Source organism: Streptomyces pactum (genome assembly GCF_002005225.1).
Lineage (GTDB): Bacteria > Actinomycetota > Actinomycetes > Streptomycetales > Streptomycetaceae > Streptomyces > Streptomyces pactum_A.
Window position 1 is genome coordinate 3,788,284 of sequence record NZ_CP019724.1, and the last position, 21,305, is coordinate 3,809,588.

Consider the following 21,305-nt stretch of genomic DNA (forward strand, 5'->3'; position numbering starts at 1 on the left):
GACACGCAGCGGATATCGTCGCTTGCACTGTGAGCCGTGTTGCGGAAGCGGCCGCAGGGGCCGTTTGGGGAGGACAAGCGTGCGACTGACTCTGACCGTCGTCGACCCGTTCGGCGGGGGCACCGCCGACGTCGTGCTCGATGCCGATCCTGAGTCCACCGTGGGGGACATCGCCGAGGAGCTGGCCAAGCAGGTCGGGGTCGTCGGCGCGCAGGTCATTCCCATCGGGCAGCAGCGGCAGGGGGCCGCGGGCAACGCGCCCCTCGTCTACGTCGACGGGTACGCCGTCGATCCGTCGGCCACCGTCATCGGCTCGCCGCTTCGCGAAGGGGCGGTCGTCTCGCTCCAGGATCCGTCGGGGTGTTTGCCCGGAGAGCCCAGCGGGCTGGTGGAGTTGCGTGTCGTCGGCGGGCCGGGCGCCGGGTTCGTGCACCGGCTGGGGGTGGGGAAGTACGACATCGGCAGCGGGGCCGCCGCGTATGTCCGTATCGACGATCCCGAGGTCGACGCGCGTGCCCTCACCCTCTCCGTGGCCACCGACGGCACTTGCAAGTTCGCCGTGCACGCCGACAAGGAGGGCGTCACCCTCGATGGTGCCACCGTCGAGGAGGACAAGGGCGACTGGCCGCTCGGCGCGCAGATCGCGGTCGGGAACTCCCTCGTCGAACTCGCCCGGTACTCGCCTCCCAACGCGGCGCTGAAGTGGTCCGAGGACGGCATCGGGCTCGACTACAACCGGCCGCCGCGGCTGCGCCCGCCCGAGCGGCAGACCAACTTCCGGCTGCCGTCGCCGCCCCGCGAGTACGAACCCCGGCCGCTGCCCTGGCTGATGGCGTTCACGCCGATCGTCGGCGCCGTCGTCGCCGTGGCGGTCTTCGGGCGCTGGTACTACCTGATCATGGCGGCGCTCAGTCCCGTCTTGCTGTTCGCCAACTACTTCAACGACAAGAAGCACGGGCGCAAGTCCCATGCCAAGCAGGTCAAGGAGTACGAGGAGCAGAAGGCGCGGATCGAGAAGGACGCGCAGGACGCGCTCGTCACCGAGCGGAACGACCGGCGGCACGCGATCCCCGATCCGGCGGTCGTGCTGTCGGTGGGGACGGGGCCTCGGACGCGGTTGTGGGAGCGGCGGCGGACGGACCGGGATCATCTGCTGCTGAGGGTCGGCACGGGGCAGTTGCCCTCCGAGGTCGTGCTCGACGACCCCGAGCAGGACGACCACCGCCGGCAGGTCACCTGGAAGATCGAGGACGCTCCCGTCGCACTGTCGCTGCGCGGCCTCGGGGTCATCGGCATCGCGGGGCCCGGGGACTCGGCACGTTCCCTCGGGCGATGGGCCGTTGCGCAGACCGCCGCACTGCACAGCCCCATGGACGTGCAGTTCTACGTGCTCAGCGAGAACTCCGCCCGGACCGAGTGGGACTGGGTCCGCTGGCTGCCGCACTCCCGGCCCTCCGGAGGCCAGGACGTCAACATTCTCATCGGCACCGACGCCGAGACCGTCGGTGCCCGCATCGGCGAGCTGACGCAGATCCTCGACGCGCGCAAGAAGGCCGCCCAGCAGAAGGGTGGCCCGGGGGCGACCTTCAGCGACCCGGACATCGTCGTCGTGTGGGACGGGTCGCGGCGGTTGCGGTCCCTGCCGGGGGTCGTACGGCTGCTGCGCGAGGGGCCGGCCGTGTCCATGTACGCGCTCTGCCTCGACGCCGAGGAGCGGTTCCTGCCCGGGGAGTGCCAGGCGTTCGTCGTCGCGGAGCCCAAGGTCGAGGAGGCGGGGCAGCAGCAGGGCGAGCAGCAGCAGGCTCAGCAGGTCGCGGGTGGATTTCCGTCCTTCCAGGCCTGGCACACCGGTACCGCCGCCCAGCCCGAGCAGCGGACGCGGGCCGAGAAGTTGCGGCTGCGGGTCGAGGAGGCGGGTGCCGAGCGCATCGCGGACGTGCGGCCCGACTTCGTGACCCCTGCCTGGTGTCTGCGGCTCACACGGTCGCTGTCCGCGCTGCGGGACATCAGCGGCGAGACCGAGGACTCCGCGCTGCCCGGTTCCAGCCGGCTCCTCGACGTGCTGCAACTGGAGCCGCCGACGGCCGACGCGATCAGCGCGCGGTGGCGGATGGGCGGGCAGTCGACGATGGCCGTCATCGGTGAGTCGTACGACGGTCCCTTCGGCATCGACATGCGCAAGGACGGGCCGCACGGGCTCATCGCGGGTACGACCGGTTCGGGTAAGTCCGAGCTTCTCCAGACGATCGTCGCCGCGCTGGCCGTCGCGAACACGCCGGAGAACATGACGTTCGTCCTCGTCGACTACAAGGGCGGGTCCGCGTTCAAGGACTGCGTGAAACTGCCGCACACCGTCGGCATGGTCACCGACCTCGACGCCCACCTCGTCGAGCGCGCCCTGGAGTCGCTGGGCGCCGAGCTGAAGCGGCGCGAGCACATCCTCGCCGCCGCCGACGCCAAGGACATCGAGGACTATCAGGACCTCGTCAAACGGGACCCCTCGCACGCTCCCGTGCCCCGACTGCTCATCGTCATCGACGAGTTCGCGTCCATGGTGCGGGACCTGCCCGACTTCGTGACCGGGCTCGTGAACATCGCCCAGCGAGGGCGCTCCCTCGGCATTCACCTGCTGCTCGCCACGCAGCGGCCGAGCGGCGTCGTCTCGCCCGAGATCCGCGCCAACACCAACCTTCGTATCGCGCTGCGTGTGACCGACGGCGGCGAGTCGAGCGACGTCATCGACTCGCCGGAGGCCGGGCACATTTCCAAGAGCACCCCGGGCCGCGCCTACGTGCGGCTGGGTCACGCCTCCCTCGTTCCCTTCCAGTCCGGGCGGGTCGGGGGCCGTCGGCCCGGTGCCGCCGACCCGGCCGCGCTCGCGCCCTGGGTCGGGCCGCTGGGCTGGGAGGACCTGGGCCGGGCGGCGCTCGCCAAGCCGAAGACCGAGTCCCGCGAGGACGACGAGATCACCGACCTCAAGGTGCTCGTCGACGCGGTGCGCGACGCCAACCGTTCACTCGGCATCCCCGCCCAGCACAGCCCCTGGCTGCCGGCGCTGGACGAGACTCTGCTGCTGGACGAGATCGAGATGCCGGCCCTCGCCGACGCCGCCCCGGGCAAGCTGCCGCCCGCCCCGTACGGCATCGAGGACCTGCCCTCCGACCAGGCCCGCCGCCCGGTCGTGGTCGACTTCGCGAGCTTCGGCCACCTGATGATCGGCGGCGCCCCGCGCAGCGGCCGGTCCCAGGTGCTGCGCACCATCGCGGGCTCGCTGGCCCGCACCCACTCCACCGCCGACGTGCACCTGTACGGCATCGACTGCGGCAACGGCGCCCTCAACGCGCTGACCCGGCTGCCGCACTGCGGCGCGGTCGTCAGCCGCAACCAGACCGAGCGGGTGGTGCGGCTCGTCAACCGGCTCAAGGGGGAGATGGACCGCCGCCAGAACCTCCTGGCCGACAAGGGCTTCGCCGACATCGGCGAGCAGCGGGCCGCGGTCGAGGAGGACGAGCGGCTGCCGCACATCGTCGTCCTGCTGGACCGCTGGGAGGGCTGGGTACCCACCCTTGGCGAGGTGGACCACGGCTCGCTGACCGACGCGTTGCAGACGATGATGCGCGAGGGCGCGAGCATCGGCATCCACCTGGTCCTGACCGGTGACCGCACGCTGCTGGTCGGCCGGATCGCGACCCTCACCGAGGACAAGTACGGCCTGCGGCTCGCCGACCGCAGCGACTTCTCGTCGCTCGGCATCCCGACCCGCAAGGTCCCCGAGGAGATCCCGCCGGGCCGCGCCTTCCGCAACGAGGCCGGTACGGAGACGCAGTTCGCGCTGCTCGCCGAGGACACCACCGGTCAGGGGCAGGCGGCGGCGATCACCGCGATCGGCGAGGCGGCAGCGGCCCGGGACGCGGATGTGCCGCGCGCCCGGCGTCCGTTCCGCGTCGACAGCCTGCCCAGCCGTATCTCCTTCACCGAGGCGTGGGAGCTGCGCGACCCGGAGGCGTCCCGTTCCAAGCTGTGGGCGCTGGTCGGCATCGGCGGCGACGAGATCGTCGGCTTCGGCCCCGACCTCGCGGACGGCGTACCGGCGTTCGTCATCGCGGGTCCGGCCAAGTCGGGCCGTTCCACGGTGCTGATGAACGTCGCGAACTCCTTCCTCGCGCAGGGCGCCCGCCTCGTCGTCGCCGCGCCCCGTCAGTCGCCGTTGCGTCAACTGGACGGTGCGGAGGGCGTGCTGAAGGTCTTCACCGGGGACGACATCGACGAGGACGAGTTCGAGGAGCTCATCGACCAGGCGAGCCTGGAGGAGCCGATCGCCGTCCTGGTCGACGACGGCGAGATCCTGGAGGACTGCGACGCCGAGAGCCAGATGAAGAAGATCGTGTCCCGGGGTGCCGAACGCGGCCTCGCCCTCGTCATCGCCGGTGACGAGGAGGACGTGTGCAGCGGTTTCTCCGGCTGGCAGGTCGACGCCAAGAAGGCCCGCCGCGGCATCCTGCTCTGCCCGCAGGAGTCCTCCAGCGGCGACCTCATCGGCCTGCGCGTATCCCGCGGCATGGTCGGCGGCCAGATCGCCCCGGGCAAGGGCATGCTGCACCTCGGGGACGGGGAGCTGCGTACGGTCGTGGTGCCGGGGTGAGTGGCGGTGCCTACTCGACCTTCGACAACCGCGCCCTGGGCCGCCCCGAGTCCTCGCTGTCGGACTCGTACCGGAGGTCGTCGCCGACGGGCGTGAGGCGGACGGTGTGGAGGGCCTGGTTGCAGACGCCGCGGTTGTCCTCGGCTCCCACGGCGCTCGCGACGATCTGTTTCTCCGTCACCTTCTTCAGGGTCAGTACGTCGTCGCAGGTGCCGCCGAAGAGGTCGGTGTGGCGCAGGGTGCCCAGTTGCTCGCCGACCGCGGCCTCGCGGACGGTCAGGCGGAAGGTGCCGAGGGGCAGGTTGCCCTCGACGGCGATCGCCTGGCCCTCCCAGGTGCCGGCGTAGCGCTCGGGGAGGGGGCGGGGTTCGGCCTCCCCGCCCGCTCCGGGGTCGGACGGCGCGGTCGCCGACGGGGTGTGGCCGCCGTCGTCGGCGTTGTTGCTGCTCCCGCCGCCCGGCAGCAGGTCGAACACGAGGACCGAGCCGACCGTCACCGCCGCCATCGCCCCGGCCACCGCGAGTGCCACGGTGCAGCTCAGCCGCCGGCCGCGCCCGCCGGCGCCCCGGGTGGAGGACGCCGCGACGGACAGGGCGACCTTGCCCGGCGGCGAGGGGTCGCCGTCCCTCGGCCCGGGGACCGGCGGGGCCGGCGACGGGGGCATCACCGGGGGCGGTCCGAAGGCACCGGCGGTGGGGACGACCGCCGCACCCGACGCCGGTACTTCCGACCCCGCCGCACCCGACGCCGCCACCACCGGGCCCGCCGCCCCCGGGCCCGCCACGCCCTCCAAGCCCGCCGCTCCCTCCGGTCCCGCCACCCCCGGGCCCGCCACCCCCGACGCCGCCACCTCCAAGCCCGCCGCCACCTCCGGTCCCGCCACCTCCGACGTGACCGACGGCCTGCTGAACCCCAGCGGCCCCGACTCCGCCACCTCCGGCACCGCCCCGGCCGCCTCCAGGTTCAGCAGCTCCACGGCGCTGCGGCTGACCCGTTCCACCAGCGCCCCCGGCAGCCAGCCGCCGGCCACCAGGCGTGCCGCGCCCTCGGGTGCCAGGCGCCGGGCCACCTCGCCGGGGGTCGGGCGGGCCGCCGGGTCCTTCGCCAGGCACGCCGCCACCAGGTCCCGCAGCCCTCCGTCGGTCGCCCCGTCCGTCGCGCCGTCCAGGGCGCCGAGCCGCGGCTCCTCGTGGACGACGTTGTAGAGGAGGGCCGCCGAGGAGTCCCCCGGGAAGGGCGGCGCGCCCATCGCCGCGAAGGCGAGGACGGCGCCCAGCGAGAACACGTCGGCCGCGCCCGTGACGCCCTTGCCGAGGATCTGCTCGGGGGACATGTAGCCGGGCGAGCCGATCGAGACGCCCGTCGAGGTCAGTGAGGCGGTGCCTTGCCCGGACCCGGACCCGGTCCGGGAGGTGCCCCCGACGGCGCGGGCGATGCCGAAGTCGATCAGGAGCGGTCCGTCGAGGGTGAGCAGGACGTTGGACGGCTTCACGTCCCGGTGGACGAGGCCCAGCTCGTGCACCGCCGCCAGCGCCTCGCCGAGACCCGCGCCGAGTGCCCGTACCGAGTGGGCCGGCAGCGGGCCGCCGTCCGCGACCGCCGCCGTCAGGGAGGGGCCGGCCACGTACCCGGTGGCGACCCACGGCACGCGCGCCTCGGGGTCCGCGTCCAGTACGGGCGCGGTCCAGGAGCCGCCCACCCGCCGGGCGGCGTCCACCTCGCGCCGGAACCGGGCCCGGAACTCCTCGTCGAGTGCGAAGTGCGGGTGCACGATCTTCACGGCGACCGTGCGGCCGCCCGCGCTGCGGCCGAGGTAGACCCGGCCCATGCCGCCGGAGCCCAGCCGGCCGAGCAGCCGGTAGGGCCCCACGACGGCGGGTTCGTCGACATCGAGCGGCCGCATGGCGCCCACCCCTCCCCCGTACGCCGGTACCTGGAAGCAGGGTAGTGGGCCGCCCCCACCAGGGCCCCGGTGATTCAGGGCTGGAGCAGCTCCACCTTCACGTCCGCCGGGAACCCGGTGGTCGGGCCCACGCGGCGGGCGAACTCGGTGACCGCCTCCAACTGCGGGGTGCCGAAGCGGAAGTCGAGGGTGGTGAAGTACTTCGCGAGGGTCTCCTCGTCGAAGGCCTCCCAGCGCGCCGCCTGCTCGGCGACCTTGCCGACCTCCTCCAGGGAGAGGTTGCGGGAGGCGAGGAAGGCCTCGTGCACCTTGCGGGTGATGACCGGCTCGCGCTCCGCGTAGTCGCGCCGGGCCGCCCAGACCGCGAAGACGAACGGCAGGCCCGTCCACTCCTTCCACAGCGCGCCCAGGTCGTGCACCTCGAGGCCGTAGCGCGGGCCGTCGATCATGTTCGCGCGCAGGGCCGCGTCGCCGATGAGGACGGCCGCGTCGGCCTCCTGCATCATCAGGCTCAGGTCGGGCGGGCAGGTGTAGTAGTCGGGCGTGACGCCGTAGCGCTCGGCCAGCAGGAGCTGGGCGAGGCGGACGGAGGTGCGCGAGGTGGAGCCGAGGGCGACGCGGGCGCCGTCCAGCTTCTCCAGCGGGACCTGCGAGACGATCACGCACGACATCACCGGGCCGTCGCAGCCGACGGCGATGTCGGGGAAGGCGACCAGGTCGTCGGCGTTCTTGAGGAATTCGACCAGGGTGACGGGACCGATGTCGAGGTCGCCCCGCACCAGCCGCTCGCTGAGCTTCTCCGGGGTGTCCTTCGTCAGCTCGAAGTCGAGGAGCGTGCCTGTTCTCGCGAGCCCCCAGTACAGGGGCAGGCAGTTCAGGAACTGGATGTGGCCGACGCGCGGCCGGGTGCGAGAATTGTCCACATCGCGAGGCTAGCCCTCCCCCGGTATCCGCCCATCGCCGACCCCCGGCGTGAGCCGAACGGCCGAGGCGTTCAAACATACGGGTGAAGTGATCTTGACCTCTGTTGCGCTCGGGGGCCTGCGTGCTAGGCTCACAGCAAGTTGCAGTTTGGTTTCCCTTGCAGTACAGAGCCTGCGGAGCATGTGACCGCGGGCTCTCGTCGTTCTCAGACGTATGCAGTTGTGCAGCATTCCAGTCTTCACACTTGCTGGTTCTGGAGCAGGGCAACCCTTTGGGCCCAAGGAGGGCTTATGGCTACCGGAACCGTGAAGTGGTTCAACGCCGAAAAGGGCTTTGGTTTCATCGCCCAGGAAGGCGGCGGCCCGGACGTCTTCGTCCACTACTCCGCGATCAACGCTCAGGGATTCCGTTCCCTCGAGGAGAACCAGCAGGTGTCCTTCGACGTCACGCAGGGTCCGAAGGGCCCGCAGGCGGAGAATGTCACTCCTGTCTGATTGACAGCAGTACCCAAGGAGCCCCGCGCCGTTTTCGGCGACGGGGCTCCTGCCCTTTCCGCGTGCCCGGTGAATCCCGCTGGCAGTGCCTGCCACCAGGGCTGTCAGTGCCTGCCACTAGGGTCCCGCCATGACCGACGACACCGGCTTCCTGGACACCACCCGGACCTTCTACGACACCATCGCCGAGGACTACGCGGACCACTTCCGCTCCACGGGCGCCGGCACCCCGCTGGACCGGGCGCTGATGGGCGCCTTCGCCGAGCTGGTGGGGCCGCGGGGGCAGGTGGCCGACCTCGGCTGCGGGCCCGGACGGGTCACCGCCCACCTCGCCTCGCTCGGCCTGCGGGTCTTCGGCCTCGACCTCTCCGCCTCGATGCTCGCGGTCGCCCGCCGCGAGAACCCGGACCTGCGGTTCGAGCAGGGCTCCATGCTGGAGCTGGACCTGCCCGACGGCGCCCTGGCGGGGGCGTCTCCTGGTACTCGTCCATCCACACGCCGTGGGAGCGGCTGCCGGACCTCTTCGAGGAGGTGCGGCGCGTGCTGGCCCCGAGCGGGCATCTGCTCCTCGCCTTCCAGGTCGGCGACGAGCCCCACCGCCCCGACCGCCCGTTCGGCCACCCGGTCGCCCTGGACTTCCAGCGGCGGCGGCCCGGGCCGATGGCGGAGCTGCTGGAGCAGGCCGGCTTCACGGTGCTGTCGCGGACGGTGCGGGTGCAGGAGGAGGACACCTCCACGAAGGTGCCGCAGGCGTGCCTGATCGCCCGCCGCTGAGACCGGCCGGCGCTCCTACCCCCCGTACAGCGCCTCCACGGAGTCCGCGAAGTCCCGCATGATCACCTCGCGCCGGAGCTTCATCGACGGGGTCAGGTGTCCCTCCCACTCCGTGAAGTCCCTCGGCAGGACGGCGAAGCGGCGGATGGACTCCGGGCGGGAGACGAGCTTGTTGGCCTCGTCCACCGCGCGCTGGAGCACCGCCAGGACCTCCTCGTCGTCGGTCAGCAGCTCCGGCGGCACCGGGTGCTTGCCGTTCATGCGGCGCCAGTGGCTGACGCCGTCGGGGTCGAGGGTGAACAGGGCGGAGACGTAGGGGCGGCGGTCGCCCAGCACGATGCACTGGGAGATCAGGGGGTGGGAGCGCAGCCAGTCCTCCAGCGGGGCCGGGGCCACGCTCTTGCCGCCCGCGGTGATCAGCAGCTCCTTCTTGCGGCCGGTGATCGTCAGGTACCCCTCGTCGTCCAGGCGGCCGATGTCGCCGGTGGCGAACCAGCCGTCGGGCGCGGCCTGGACGACACCGCCCGCCTGCGGGTCCCAGTAGCCGTGCAGGACCTGGTCGCCGGCGACCAGGATCTCGCCGTCGGCGGCGATCCGCACGCGGGTGCCGGGCAGCGGCCAGCCGACCGTGCCCAGGCGCGGCTTCAGCGGGGGCGTCACCGTCGCGGCGGCCGTGGTCTCGGTGAGGCCGTAGCCCTCGAAGATCTCGATGCCGGCCCCGGCGTAGAAGGCGGCCAGGCGGCGGCCGAGCGGTGAGCCGCCGCAGATGACGTACCGGACCCGGCCGCCCATGGCGGACCTGATCTTGCGGTAGACGAGGGGGTCGTAGAAGGAGCGGGCGGTCCTCAGGGCGCGGCCCGGGCCGCCGCCCGCGCCCGTCTGGCGGGCCTCCATGGCCTCGCCGTAGCGCACGGCCACCGAGACGGCGCGGTCGAAGGCGGAGGCCCGGCCGCCCGACTCGGCCTTGGCGCGGGCGCTGTTGAAGACCTTCTCCAGCATGTACGGGATGGTGAGGAGGCAGGTCGGGCGGAAGGCCGCCAGGTCCGGGAGCAGGTCCTTGGGTTTCAGGCTCGGCGCGTGGCCGAGGCGGACCCGGGCGCGGACGCAGGCCACGGCGACCATGCGGCCGAAGACGTGGGACATCGGGAGGAAGAGCAGGATCGAGGGCTCCTCGCCCGTCTTCGCCTTGAAGACCGGGTAGAGCAGCTCGATCGCGTTGTCGACCTCGGCGAAGAAGTTGCCGTGGGTCAGCGCGCAGCCCTTCGGGCGGCCGGTGGTGCCCGAGGTGTAGACGAGGGTGGCGAGCGTGCTCGGGCTCAGCATGCCCCGGCGTACTTCGACCTCCGCGTCCGGCACCCGCGCGCCCAGCTCCGCGAGCCGCTCGACGTGCCCCTTCTCCATGACCCACAGGTGCTTGAGGTCGGGGATGCGGTCCAGCTCGGGACCGAGGGCCGCGGCCTGCGCGGAGGTCTCGGTCACCAGGGTGACCGCGCCGGAGTTCTGAAGGATCCAGCGGGTCTGGAAGAGGGACGAGGTCGGGTAGACGGGGACGGTGACCAGCCCGGCCGCCCACGCGGCGAAGTCCAGCAGTGTCCACTCGTACGTCGTCCGGGCCATGATCGCGATGCGGTCGCCCGGCGTCAGGCCCTCGGCGATCATGCCCTTGGCCACGGCCAGCACCTGCTCGGCGAACCCGGCCGCCGTCACGTCGGACCAGTCGCCGTCCGGCGACCTGCGGCTGAGGACCACCCGGCCCGGCACCGCGGCCGCGTTGTCGAAGGGCAGGTCGGCGAGCGAGCCGCGCCGTACCGGCGGGGCGAGCGGCGGTACGTACGCCTCCCGCACGGCCCCGTCCAGCCGCCGCGTCTCGGGCGCCACCAGGGTGGGACCGGGCGAGTCGGCGTAGGCGGCGGACGCGGCGAAGGAGGGAAGCGGGGTGGACACGGGCGGCTCCTGGGACGTGCAGCGGCGAGACTGCTCTGCTGTCACTGCTTCGCTGTCACTGCTTGCTGCGTGACGTGGCTGCATGACGTACGTGCCTCGGGCGCCGAGGCGTTCATCGCCGGGGTCCGCGGACATGGGGTACCGGCGGTCGGTCCCGGGATCGTACGGGGCCCTGGTGGGGAGTTGGTGCGGGTTCCGGGATGGTCCCGCGCCGGAGGTGTGCAGTCTCGGGGGTTACCTGCCAGTAGGTCACGTTCGTTCCAGTATGGCCGTGACGCCCTGGCCGCCCGCCGCGCAGACCGAGATCAGTCCGCGTCCCGGGCCCTCGCGCTCGGCGAGCAGTGTGGCCAGCGTCGCCACGATGCGGGCGCCGGTCGCGGCGAAAGGGTGGCCGGTGGCGAGGGAGGACCCGGCCACGTTCAGGCGGGCCCGGTCCACCGGGGCCAGGCCCCGCTTCTCCCAGGCCGCCAGCGTGGCCAGCACCTGGGAGGCGAACGCCTCGTGGATCTCGACCAGGTCGAAGTCCTCGATCCCGAGCCCGGCACGCTCCAGCATGCGCGGCACCGCGTACGCCGGCGCCATCAGCAACCCGTCCTCGCCGCCCGCCACATCACCGCCGGCGAAGTCCACGGCCGCCGTCTCGTACGCCGTCAGGTAAGCGAGGGGCTCCAGCCCGCGCGCCTCGGCCCACTCCTCGCCGGCCAGCAGCACCGTCGCCGCGCCGTCCGTCAGGGGTGTGGAGTTGCCCGCCGTCATCGTGGGGCCGGGTCCCTGGAGGCCGAAAACCGGTCGCAGCGCGGCGAGTTCCTCCACCGTCGAGCCGGGGCGGAGGTTCTGGTCGCGGGCCAGGCCCCGAAAGGGGATCACCAGGTCCTGGAAGAGGCCGCGTTCGTACGCGGCCGCCAGCCGCCGGTGGCTCGTGGCGGCCAGTTCGTCCTGGGCCTCGCGGGTGACGCCCCAGGCCCGGGCGGTGACCGCGGCGTGCTCGCCCATCGACAGGCCGGTGCGCGGTTCGGCGTTGCGCGGGATGTCGGGGACCAGGTGGCCCGGGCGGACCTTGGCCAGCGCCTTCAGCCGGGCGCCGGGGGACTTCGCCCGACGGGCCTCCAGCAGCACGCGGCGCAGGGTGTCGTTGACGCCGAGGGGCGCGTCGCTCGCCGTGTCCGCGCCGCCCGCGACGGCCGACTCGGTCTGCCCGAGGGCGATCTTGTTGGCGGCGGCGATCACCGCCTGGAGGCCGGTGCCGCAGGCCTGCTGGACGTCGTACGCGGGAGTGCGCGGGTCCAGGGCCGAGCCGAGGACGGTCTCGCGGGCGAGGTTGAAGTCGCGGCTGTGCTTGAGGACCGCGCCCGCGACGAACTCGCCCACGGCGCCCGGCCCCTTCAGGCCGTAGCGCTCGACCAGGCCGTCGAGGGCGGCGGTGAGCATCTCCTGGTTGGAGGCGGTGGCGTACGGCCCGTCGGAGCGGGCGAAGGGGAGGCGTGCGCCGCCGATGACGGCCACGCGACGCGTCGGCTGCGGTGCCAGAGGGCTCATCTCGACCTGCTCCTCACCCGTGACATAGGCTTACCTCCGGTAACCTTACTCCAGAGTAAGCACTGTGGACACGACAGAGTCGTTGGGGAGACAGGACAATGGCCGACCGCTATCTGAGCTTCACCGGCACCGCGCCCGGCCGTTTCCTCACCCGCCGGCTGGGGCTGCCGCAACCCGCCCCCCTCGAACGCCGCTCGCTCGACGGCGGCCTGCTGCACCTCACGGCCGGCCGGACGGACCTCGGCCTCGCCCCCGTACTGGCCCGCACGGGACTCGGCCCGGACGACACCGGCCGCCCCGCCGCCGTCGTCCTCGACGCGACCGGCGTCCGGGACGTCGGCTCGCTCGCCGGGGTGCACGCCGCGCTGCACCCCGTCGTGGGGTCCGTGGCCGCGAGCGGCCGGGTGGTGGTGCTCGGTGCCCCGCTCGACCCGGCCGACCACCACCAGGCCGCCGCCCAGCAGGCGCTGGAGGGTTTCACGCGCTCGCTCGGCAAGGAGATCGGGCGGGGCAGGACGGTCAACCTCGTCCGGCTCACCGACGCCGAAGCCGCCGAGTCCACTCTGCGCTTCCTCCTCTCCCCCGCCTCCGCCTACGTCAGCGGCCAGGTCATCGGGGTCGGTCCCGCCGAGACCCCGGTCACCGCCCCCGACGACTGGGACCTCCCCCTCGCCGGGCGCACCGCGCTGGTGACCGGCGCCGCGCGCGGCATCGGCGCGGCGGTCGCCGGAACGCTGGCCGGACAGGGCGCCCACGTCGTCGTCCTCGACGTGCCACCGGCCGAGGAGGAGGCACGGAAGGTCGCCGAGCGCCTCGGCGGCTCCGCCCTCGCCCTCGACGTCACCGCCGCCGACGCGGGCGACCGCATCGCCGCCGCCCTGCCCGGCGGACTCGACGTCCTGATCCACAACGCGGGCATCACACGTGACCGGCGCCTGGTCAACATGCCCGCCGAACGCTGGAGTTCCGTCCTCGACGTCAACCTCGCGAGCGTGCTGCGCACCACGGACGCGCTGCTCGCGGCGGGGGCGGTGAACCGGGGCGGCCGGATCGTGGCGACCGCCTCGATCGCGGGCCTCGCGGGCAACGCGGGCCAGACCAACTACGGTGCCGGCAAGGCGGGGATCGTCGGTCTGGTCCGCTCCCTCGCGCCGCGCGCGCTCGCCGGGCACGGGGTGACGGTGAACGCGGTCGCGCCGGGGTTCATCGAGACGAGGATGACCGCGGCGGTCCCCCTGTTCATCCGCGAGGCCGGCCGCCGCATGAACTCCCTCGCCCAGGGCGGCCTGCCGGTCGACGTCGCCGAGACCACCGCCTGGCTCGCGCACCCGGCCTCGGGCGCGGTCAACGGCCAGGTCGTACGGGTCTGCGGCCAGAGCCTGCTGGGGGCGTGATGACCACCACGGCCCCCACGACCACCACGCTGACCGGCGTCCCCGCCCTCCCGCCGCTGCTCCTGCGCGGCGCCCTGCTGTCGCCCCTCAAGCGCCCCCGCCCGGACGCCGGGTTCCCCCGTACCCGGCTGGTACTGCCCGGCCTGCGGGTGGACCTCGCGCGGCTGGCCGCGTACGAGAGGGTGTGCGGTATGCCGACCGGGGCGGACGCCCTCCCGCTGACGTACCCGCACGTCCTGGGCTTCCCGGCGACCATGCGGCTGATGAGCGGCCGGGACTTCCCACTGCCGCTGCTCGGGCTCGTCCACACGTCGATCGACCTCACCCGGCGGGCCGTCATGCCCGCGACCGCCGAGTACGAACTCACCACGTACGTCGGGGGCCTGGCGCCGCACCGGCGCGGCACGGAGGCCACGGTCGTGACGGAGGTACGGGCCGGCGCGGACCTCGTGTGGGAGTCACGCAGCACGTACCTGGCCCGGCACCGGACGGCCGGGGGCCCGGCCGCGGAGGGGCGCGAACCCGCCGACCCGGCCGCCCGGCCCCTGCCCGAGCGCGCCCGATGGCGCCTCGCCCACGACGTCGGACGGCGCTACGCCGCCGCGTCCGGTGACCGCAACCCGATCCACCTGCACCCGCTCACCGCCCGCCTGTTCGGCTTCCCGCGCGCCATCGCGCACGGCATGTGGACCGTGGCCCGGTGCCTCGCCGAGCACGGGACGCCGGACGCGGCCGTGGCGCGGGCCCGGTTCCGGGCGCCGGTGCTGCTGCCGGGGACGGTGACGTACGGGGCCGGGGACGGGCGATTCGAACTGCGCGACGGTGAGGGTCGGCGGCTGCACGTCTCCGGCGAGGTCGGGCCCTACCCGGCCTGAACCGGGGCCGCCGGTGCCGGGGGTACCTGTGCCGGGGGTACCGGGGCCGCCCGTGCCGGACTCGCCGGCGCCGGGGCCGCCCGTGCCGGACTCGCCGGTGCCCGCGGCTCCGGCTCGGGCCCCTCCGGCGGGGACCATGGCCGGCCCCTCATCAGGTCGCCCAGGCCCGCCCAGGCGAAGTTCATCAGGGTCGCCGCCGCCTGCTTCGCGGTGACGCCCTCGGTGGCGCCCGCCCAGTCGGCGAGCGACTCTGCGGCGCCGACCAGCGCCTCGGCCAGCCCGGCGACCTCCCCCTCGGGCAGATGCGGGTCCCGGTGCGCGTCCCGTGCCGCCGCGGCGATCAGCTCCGTCACGAACGCGACGATCTCCTCGCGCATCGCCGCCACCTCGGCCGCGAACCGCTCACCATGGGTACGGGCGTGGAGGTGCAGCACCCGCCAGGCGTCCGGGTTCCGCGCGGTGTGCGTGAAGAACGCCCGCAGCCCCGACCAGAGTTGCCCGTCGGCGGACAGTCCCGGACGCACACCGGCCCGCACCGCCTCGGTGAGGGCGCGGGCCTCGCGGCGGATGCAGGCGGTGAAGAGGTCGTCCTTCGAGTTCAGGTACAGATACACCAGCGGCTTGGAGACGCCCGCCAGCTCGGCGATCTCGTCCATCGACGCCGCCATGTATCCGCGTCGGCCGAAGACGCTCACGGCGGCGTCCAGCATCTGCTGCTCACGGACCGCACGCGGCATCCGCTTGGTCTTTCCAGCACCCATGCGAATCAGCGTACGGTCCGTGCGGCGGTGATCAGGACGTCAGCACGTCGAAGGCGACGGTCAGGCGGCGACCGGGACCGGCTCCGACGCCTGCTTCTCCTGCTCCGGCTCGTCGATCGGCGAGCTGTGCGCCTCGCCGTATGCCTTGCGGTCGAGCAGTCCCTCGCGGGCCGAGACGATCACCGGGATCAGCGCTTGCCCGGCAACGTTCGTCGCCGTGCGCATCATGTCCAGGATCGGGTCGATCGCGAGGAGCAGGCCGACGCCCTCCATGGGCAGGCCCAGGGTGGACAGGGTCAGGGTCAGCATGACCGTGGCGCCGGTGAGGCCGGCCGTGGCGGCGGAGCCGACCACCGAGACGAAGGCGATCAGCAGGTAGTCGCCGATGCCGAGCTGGATGTCGAAGATCTGCGCGACGAAGATCGCGGCGATCGCCGGGTAGATCGCGGCGCAGCCGTCCATCTTGGTCGTCGCGCCGAACGGCACGGCGAAGGACGCGTACTCCTTGGGCACGCCGAGGCGCTCGGTGACCTTCTGGGTCAGCGGCATGGTGCCGACGGAGGAGCGGGAGACGAAGGCGAGCTGGATCGCGGGCCAGGCGCCCTTGAAGAACTGCAGCGGGCTGGCCTTGGCGACGGTGGCGAGCAGCACCGGGTAGACCACGAACATCACGATCGCGCAGCCGACGTAGATGTCGGCGGTGAAGGTGGCGTACTTGCCGATGAGGTCCCAGCCGTAGGTGGCGATGGCCTTGCCGATGAGGCCGACGGTGCCGAGCGGGGCGAGGCGGATGACCCACCACAGGGCCTTCTGGAGGAGTGCGAGGACGGACTCGCTCAGGTTCAGGATCGGCTGGGCCTTCTCGCCGAGCTGGAGGGCGGCGATACCGGCGACGGCGGCCATGAAGACGATCTGGAGGACGTTCAGCTCGGTGAACGGCGTGATGACGTCGGTCGGCACGATGCCGGTCAGGAAGTCGATCCAGGAGCCGGTGTGCTCGGGCTTCGCGCCGTCGGCCGGCGTGAGGCCGGTGCCGGCGCCGGGGTTGGTGAGCAGGCCGATGGTCAGGCCGATGGCCACCGCGATCAGCGACGTGATCATGAACCAGAGGAGGGTGCGGGACGCCAGGCGGGCCGCGTTGTTGACCTTCCGCAGGTTGGTGATCGACACCAGGATCGCGAAGAAGACGAGCGGTGCGACGGCCAGCTTCAGCAGGCCGATGAAGGTGTCACCGACCTTCTCGAGGGTGGTGACCAGCCAGGATATGTCCTGGCTGCGGGCCAGCCAGCCCAGCAGAACGCCGAGGACGAGGCCGGTGAGTATCTGGGCCCAGAAGGGCACCTTGAAGTACTTCGTTACGGAAGACACGGACAAGCTCCGTAGGGGGACGGGACGCGGGGGACGGACGCGCTGGGCTGACGTGGAGAACGACGGATGAGGAGGGAACGTCAGGGGCGACAGTTCGCGGACGCGCACCGACAGAGGTCCACGTGCAGGCGCGCCACGAGCGCGAGGCTCGGCGGTGTGTGGGGCGCGGCTGCGTGCTTCATGCACACGACTTTAACACCTGTGCTTTGAGACGCCCAAAGCCTCACTTTGAGAGGCAGGAGAGGCCTCATGCCCGTAAAACGCAGATGGCCCCGGTTTCCTGTGAATTCAGAAACCGGGGCGTGCACGTGCGTGACGGACGTTACGAGGTCTGCCCCTGCGCGCGTGCCGTGTCGTCGGCGGAGTCCTCCTGGCCGCGGTTGGCCTCGAGGTTGGCCTTCATGCGGTCCACGCGGGTCACGACCTGGGCCGAGGCCTGGTCCCGCTGCTTGCGCAGCGCGACGTAGCTGATGGGGGCCGAGATCAGCAGGGAGAGCAGGAGGATCCACATGCCGTTGGAGTCGCCGAGGCCGCGCGGGAACACGCCGACGTAGACGAGCCCCCAGACTGCCACGAGGCAGCCCACGAAGATCCCGAGGCGCATCAGCGTGTAGCGGAGCATCTCAATCCACTCTTCCGTTTCTGGCACAAAGAGGCACTGTCCAGTGAAACATGCCGGATCGTCGATCTCGCAGCGGGGTCGGATCCGGCGGTGGTCGCGCTCGGGCCGACGGCGCGCTCGGGCCGACGGCGCGCTCGGGCCGACGGCGCGCTCAGGTCAGCGACAGCAGCATGAAGACGTCGTCCCGGTCGTCGCCCGGCGCCACGCGGATCGCGCCGGGCACCCGGCCGACCTCCTTGTAGCCGCAGGACGCGTAGAACCGCTCCAGACCCAGGCCGCCGCGGCAGGTGAGCCGGATCGCCTCGATGCCGTCGACGGTGCGGGCCGCGTCCGCGGCGGCGGCCATCAGGTCCCGGCCGTAGCCCCGGCCCTGGTGGCGCGGGTGGACCATCACCGTGTAGAGCCACAGCCAGTGGGTCATCAGGCGGTGCGAGTTGAGGGCGAGGAACGCGGTGGCGGCCACCCGGCCCGTCTCGTCGCGGCCGACGAGCAGGCGGGTGCGGCCCTCGGCCATGCCCACCATGTGCTTGACCAGTTCGGGGCGGATGTCCTCCCGCGTCACCGGCGGCACGAAGCCCACGGAGCCGCCGGCGTTGGAGACGTCGGTCCACAGGTCGAGCACGCCGTCGCGGAGGTCGGGGGTGACGGCCGGATCGAAGGTGAAAGTAAGGGACACACAGCCATGGTAACCATTACCCGAGCGCCTGTGCGGCCACCTTCAGATCCGCGACCAGCCCCCGGTACGCCCCCTCCCGGTCGTCGGCCCGCAGCACCGCCGACGGGTGCACCGTCGGCACCAGCCGCTGAGGGCGCCCGTGGACCTCCTCCTCCAGCACCGTGCCGCGCACCCGCGTGACCCGGAACGACGAGCCGAGCAGCGCCTTGCCGACCGTGGCCCCCAGCACCACGATCAGTTCGGGCTCCACGCGGTCCAGCTCGGCGGCGAGCCAGGGGCCGCAGGCGGTCGTCTCGCGCAGGGTGGGCGCCTTGTGGATACGGCGTTTGCGGGGCTCGGACCGGGTGAACTTGAAGTGCTTGACGGCGTTCGTCACGTAGGCGTCAGCCGGGTCGAGGCCGGCGTCCGCCAGCGCCCGGTCGAGCAGGCCCCCGGCGGGGCCGACGAAGGGCTTGCCCTGCCGGTCCTCCTGGTCGCCGGGCTGCTCGCCGACGAGCATGACGCGGGCGTGCGCCTTGCCGGCGCCGAACACCGTCCGGGTGGCGTCCCTGTGCAGGGGACAGCCGTGGCAGCCGGCCGCCGCGCGGCGCAGGGCGGTGAGACCGCCGCGGGCGGGGACGAAGGGCTGTGCGGTGTAGGCGTCCTCAGGGGCTGACGTGTCGGCCATGCGATGCGGGTACCCGCCGCGGCATTTGGGACCCGTGCCGGCCGCGACCCGCGCGGGGGTCGCTGGTGCGTGCCCACGGGGCGGAGCCGCACATCGACACAGCCCCGCGCCTCTTTCGGGGGCGTCCAGTGGACGCCCCAGAAAGAGGCGCGGGGAACTGCGCGTGCGGCCCCACCGGCCCGCGGCCGGAATACGACCGCGCGGATTCAGACCCGCATCGGCTGCGGCGACTCCCGACGCGCGGGGTCGGGCCCCTCGTACTCCCGGAGGACTTCGTACCGCGTGTTGCGCTCGACCGGCCGGAACCCGGCGTCGCGGATGAGGTCCAGCAGGTCCTCGCGGGTGAGCTTGTTCGGCGTACCGAAATCGTCCGCGTCGTGCGTGATCTTGTACTCGACGACCGAGCCGTCCATGTCGTCGGCGCCGTGCTGGAGGGCGAGCTGGGCGGTCTGCACGCCGTGCATGACCCAGAAGACCTTCACGTGGGGGACGTTGTCGAAGAGCAGCCGGGACACCGCGAAGGTCTTCAGGGCCTCCGCGCCGGTCGCCATCTGCGTCCGGGCCTGGAGGCGGTTGCGTACCTTGCCGTCCTTCATGTCCACGAAGTCGTGCTGGTAGCGCAGCGGGATGAAGACCTGGAAGCCGTTCGTCTCGTCCTGGAGCTCACGCAGGCGCAGTACGTGGTCCACGCGGTGGCGGGGCTCCTCGATGTGGCCGTACAGCATGGTGCACGGCGTCTTGAGCCCCTTCTCGTGCGCCAGGCGGTGGATGCGCGACCAGTCCTCCCAGTGGGTGCGGTGGTCGACGATGTGCTGCCGCACCTCCCAGTCGAAGATCTCCGCGCCACCGCCGGTCAGTGACTCCAGACCCGCGTCGATCAGCTCGTCGAGGATCTCGGAGGCGGACATCCCGGAGATGGTCTCGAAGTGGTGGATCTCGGTGGCCGTGAACGCCTTCAGCGAGACGTCCGGCAGCGCGGCCTTCAACTCCCTGAGCGAGCGCGGGTAGTAGCGCCACGGCAGGTTCGGGTGCAGGCCGTTGACGATGTGCAGCTCGGTGAGGTTCTCGCCCTCCATCGCCTTGGCGAGCTTCACCGCCTCCTCGATGCGCATCGTGTACGCGTCCTTCTCCCCCGGCTTGCGCTGGAAGGAGCAGTACGCGCAGGAGGCGGTGCACACGTTGGTCATGTTGAGGTGGCGGTTGACGTTGAAGTGGACGACGTCGCCGTTCTTGCGCGTCCGCACCTCGTGCGCGAGGCCGCCGAGCCAGGCCAGGTCGTCCGACTCGTACAGCGCGATGCCGTCCTCGCGGGTCAGCCGCTCCCCGGAGCGGACCTTCTGCTCCAGCTCCCGCTTGAGCCCGGCGTCCATGCGATACCTCTTTCTGAGACAGACTCCGTAAACCGTACGCCCCGGCTACTGGACCTCTTCGGGCAGCTCGCCCACCCGGTTCTCCCACTTGGTGGAGAGCACGATGGTGGTCCGGGTCCTGGACACGCCCTTCGTGCCCGACAGCCGGCGGATGATGCTCTCCAGGCCGTCCACGTCGGTGGCGCGCACCTTGAGCATGTAGGAGTCGTCGCCGGCGATGAACCAGCAGTCCTCGATCTCCCGCAGGTCCCGCAGGCGCTGCGCCACGTCCTCGTGGTCGGCGGCGTCGGAGAGCGAGACGCCGATCAGGGCGGTGACGCCGAGGCCGAGCGAGGCGGCGTCCACGGTGGCCCGGTAACCGGTGATGACGCCGGCCGCCTCCAGCCGGTTGATGCGGTCGGTGACGCTGGGTCCCGAGAGTCCGACGAGGCGCCCCAGCTCCGCGTAGGAGGCCCGGCCGTTCTCCCTCAGGGCCTGGATGAGCTGCCTGTCCACCGCGTCCATGCGATCGAAGCCTTCCACTGAAGAGTTCTGAAGATGTGGGTAACAAACGTGTGGGGGGATGTGGTGCTCAGGTGGTGGGGCGGGCCCCGCCGAGGTCGCCGCGCCAGCGGCGGTAGAGGTCGTGCTCGACACCCGCCGCGTCGAGGACGCGCCCGGCGACGAAGTCCACCAGGTCCTGGATGTGCGTCGCCCCCGCGTAGAAGGCGGGCGAGGCGGGCACGACCGTCGCGCCCGCGTCGTCCAGTGTCACCAGGTGCCGCAGCGTCCGGCCGTCCAGCGGGGTCTCCCGGACGGCCACGACCAGCCGGCGCCCCTCCTTCAGGGTCACACTCGCCGACCGCTGCAGCAGGTCCTTCGAGAGCCCGAGCGCGACGCCCGCGACGGAGGCCGTCGACGCGGGCACGATCAGCATGCCCTTGGCCGGATACGACCCCGAGGACGGCCCGGCCGCAAGGTCGCCCGCGCTCCAGTGCCGTACCCGGTCGCCGGCCAGGTCCACGTCGAAGGTGCCGGGTTTGCCGTCGGCGCCCCGGGACAGCCATGCGTGCAGGTCGGTCCGCCAGTGGGCGTCCCGGAAGGAGATGCCGGTCTCGTCGAGCAGGGTGAGCCGCGAGGCCCGGCTGACCACCAGGTCGACGCTCTCGCCCGCGGCGAGCAGCGCCCGCAGCACCGCCGCCGCGTACGGCGTACCGGATGCCCCCGACACCCCCACGATCCAAGGCGCGCGCTGCGATTCTCCTGGGTTCACATCTTGAGCCTATCCGGCCGCCCTCCGTGTGTGTCGGGCGGCCGACTGCAATCCCCGCAGGCGCGGGGAGCACCTCGACCGTCAACGGATTCATGGGCATGGC

At 72.4% G+C, this 21,305-nt stretch carries 16 protein-coding genes and 1 pseudogene; 5 read left to right on the plus strand and 12 right to left on the minus strand.

The annotated features are described in order from the left end of the window. The first annotated feature begins 79 nt into the window (after positions 1–79). Positions 80–4,642 carry an FtsK/SpoIIIE domain-containing protein gene (locus B1H29_RS15760; protein WP_055418490.1) on the plus strand — a complete coding sequence of 1,521 codons (4,563 nt, stop codon included), beginning with the start codon at positions 80–82 and terminating at the stop codon, positions 4,640–4,642. Positions 4,643–4,652: 10 nt separating this feature from the next. On the opposite strand, the gene B1H29_RS15765 is transcribed toward B1H29_RS15760, so the two are convergent. After that, positions 4,653–6,545 carry a serine/threonine-protein kinase gene (locus B1H29_RS15765; RefSeq protein WP_055418491.1) on the minus strand — a complete coding sequence of 631 codons (1,893 nt, stop codon included), beginning with the start codon at positions 6,543–6,545 and terminating at the stop codon, positions 4,653–4,655. 74 nt (positions 6,546–6,619) lie between these two features. After that, entirely contained in the window at positions 6,620–7,468 is an 849-nt protein-coding gene (locus tag B1H29_RS15770; RefSeq protein ID WP_055418492.1) for a menaquinone biosynthetic enzyme MqnA/MqnD family protein, read from the minus strand. A gap of 291 nt (positions 7,469–7,759) precedes the next feature. On the opposite strand from B1H29_RS15770, the gene B1H29_RS15775 reads away from it, so the two are divergent. Both B1H29_RS15775 and B1H29_RS15780 read left to right on the plus strand, forming a co-directional pair. Continuing rightward, positions 7,760–7,963: a cold-shock protein gene (locus B1H29_RS15775; protein ID WP_003974443.1), complete on the plus strand. Its 204-nt coding sequence runs from the start codon at positions 7,760–7,762 to the stop codon at positions 7,961–7,963. A gap of 130 nt (positions 7,964–8,093) precedes the next feature. Next, positions 8,094–8,737 (plus strand): annotated as a pseudogene (locus tag B1H29_RS15780) (class I SAM-dependent DNA methyltransferase). Between the two features lie 15 nt (positions 8,738–8,752). On the opposite strand, the gene B1H29_RS15785 reads toward B1H29_RS15780, so the two are convergent. Both B1H29_RS15785 and B1H29_RS15790 read right to left on the minus strand, forming a co-directional pair. Further along, positions 8,753–10,681 carry an AMP-dependent synthetase/ligase gene (locus tag B1H29_RS15785; RefSeq protein WP_055418493.1) on the minus strand — a complete coding sequence of 643 codons (1,929 nt, stop codon included), beginning with the start codon at positions 10,679–10,681 and terminating at the stop codon, positions 8,753–8,755. Positions 10,682–10,930: 249 nt separating this feature from the next. Beyond that, positions 10,931–12,217, minus strand: a complete 1,287-nt coding sequence (locus B1H29_RS15790) for an acetyl-CoA C-acetyltransferase (protein WP_055418494.1) — start codon at positions 12,215–12,217, stop codon at positions 10,931–10,933. Between the two features lie 98 nt (positions 12,218–12,315). On the opposite strand from B1H29_RS15790, the gene B1H29_RS15795 reads away from it, so the two are divergent. Together B1H29_RS15795 and B1H29_RS15800 are read left to right on the plus strand one after the other, a co-directional pair. Further along, the gene (locus tag B1H29_RS15795; RefSeq protein WP_055418495.1) at positions 12,316–13,611 is read left to right on the plus strand and encodes a 3-oxoacyl-ACP reductase; all 1,296 of its coding nucleotides are present in this window, start codon (positions 12,316–12,318) and stop codon (positions 13,609–13,611) included. Next, the gene (locus B1H29_RS15800; protein ID WP_055418496.1) at positions 13,611–14,486 is read left to right on the plus strand and encodes a MaoC family dehydratase; all 876 of its coding nucleotides are present in this window, start codon (positions 13,611–13,613) and stop codon (positions 14,484–14,486) included. Before B1H29_RS15795 ends, B1H29_RS15800 begins: the two co-directional genes overlap by 1 nt. On the opposite strand, the gene B1H29_RS15805 is transcribed toward B1H29_RS15800, so the two are convergent. The 8 genes from B1H29_RS15805 to B1H29_RS15840 all read right to left on the minus strand — a co-directional run bounded on the left by B1H29_RS15805 (position 14,474) and on the right by B1H29_RS15840 (position 21,202). Next, positions 14,474–15,247, minus strand: coding sequence for a TetR/AcrR family transcriptional regulator (locus B1H29_RS15805; protein WP_055418497.1), 774 nt, complete (start codon positions 15,245–15,247; stop codon positions 14,474–14,476). The genes B1H29_RS15800 and B1H29_RS15805 overlap by 13 nt on opposite strands. Positions 15,248–15,307: 60 nt before the next feature. Next, on the minus strand, positions 15,308–16,621 hold the full coding sequence (locus B1H29_RS15810; protein WP_055418498.1) for a dicarboxylate/amino acid:cation symporter: 1,314 nt from the start codon (positions 16,619–16,621) through the stop codon (positions 15,308–15,310). 316 nt (positions 16,622–16,937) lie between these two features. Further along, a complete protein-coding gene (locus tag B1H29_RS15815; protein WP_055418499.1) occupies positions 16,938–17,237 on the minus strand; it encodes a DUF4229 domain-containing protein in 300 nt (99 codons plus the stop codon). 151 nt (positions 17,238–17,388) lie between these two features. Then, entirely contained in the window at positions 17,389–17,913 is a 525-nt protein-coding gene (locus tag B1H29_RS15820; protein ID WP_055418500.1) for a GNAT family N-acetyltransferase, read from the minus strand. Positions 17,914–17,929: 16 nt separating this feature from the next. Beyond that, on the minus strand, positions 17,930–18,580 hold the full coding sequence (locus B1H29_RS15825; protein ID WP_055418501.1) for a UdgX family uracil-DNA binding protein: 651 nt from the start codon (positions 18,578–18,580) through the stop codon (positions 17,930–17,932). Positions 18,581–18,786: 206 nt separating this feature from the next. Next, entirely contained in the window at positions 18,787–19,950 is a 1,164-nt protein-coding gene (mqnE, locus tag B1H29_RS15830) for an aminofutalosine synthase MqnE (RefSeq protein WP_055418502.1), read from the minus strand. 45 nt (positions 19,951–19,995) lie between these two features. Then, positions 19,996–20,454, minus strand: coding sequence for an Lrp/AsnC family transcriptional regulator (locus B1H29_RS15835; RefSeq protein WP_055418503.1), 459 nt, complete (start codon positions 20,452–20,454; stop codon positions 19,996–19,998). A gap of 67 nt (positions 20,455–20,521) precedes the next feature. Further along, positions 20,522–21,202: a UbiX family flavin prenyltransferase gene (locus B1H29_RS15840; RefSeq protein WP_055418504.1), complete on the minus strand. Its 681-nt coding sequence runs from the start codon at positions 21,200–21,202 to the stop codon at positions 20,522–20,524. Between the last annotated feature and the right edge of the window lie 103 nt (positions 21,203–21,305).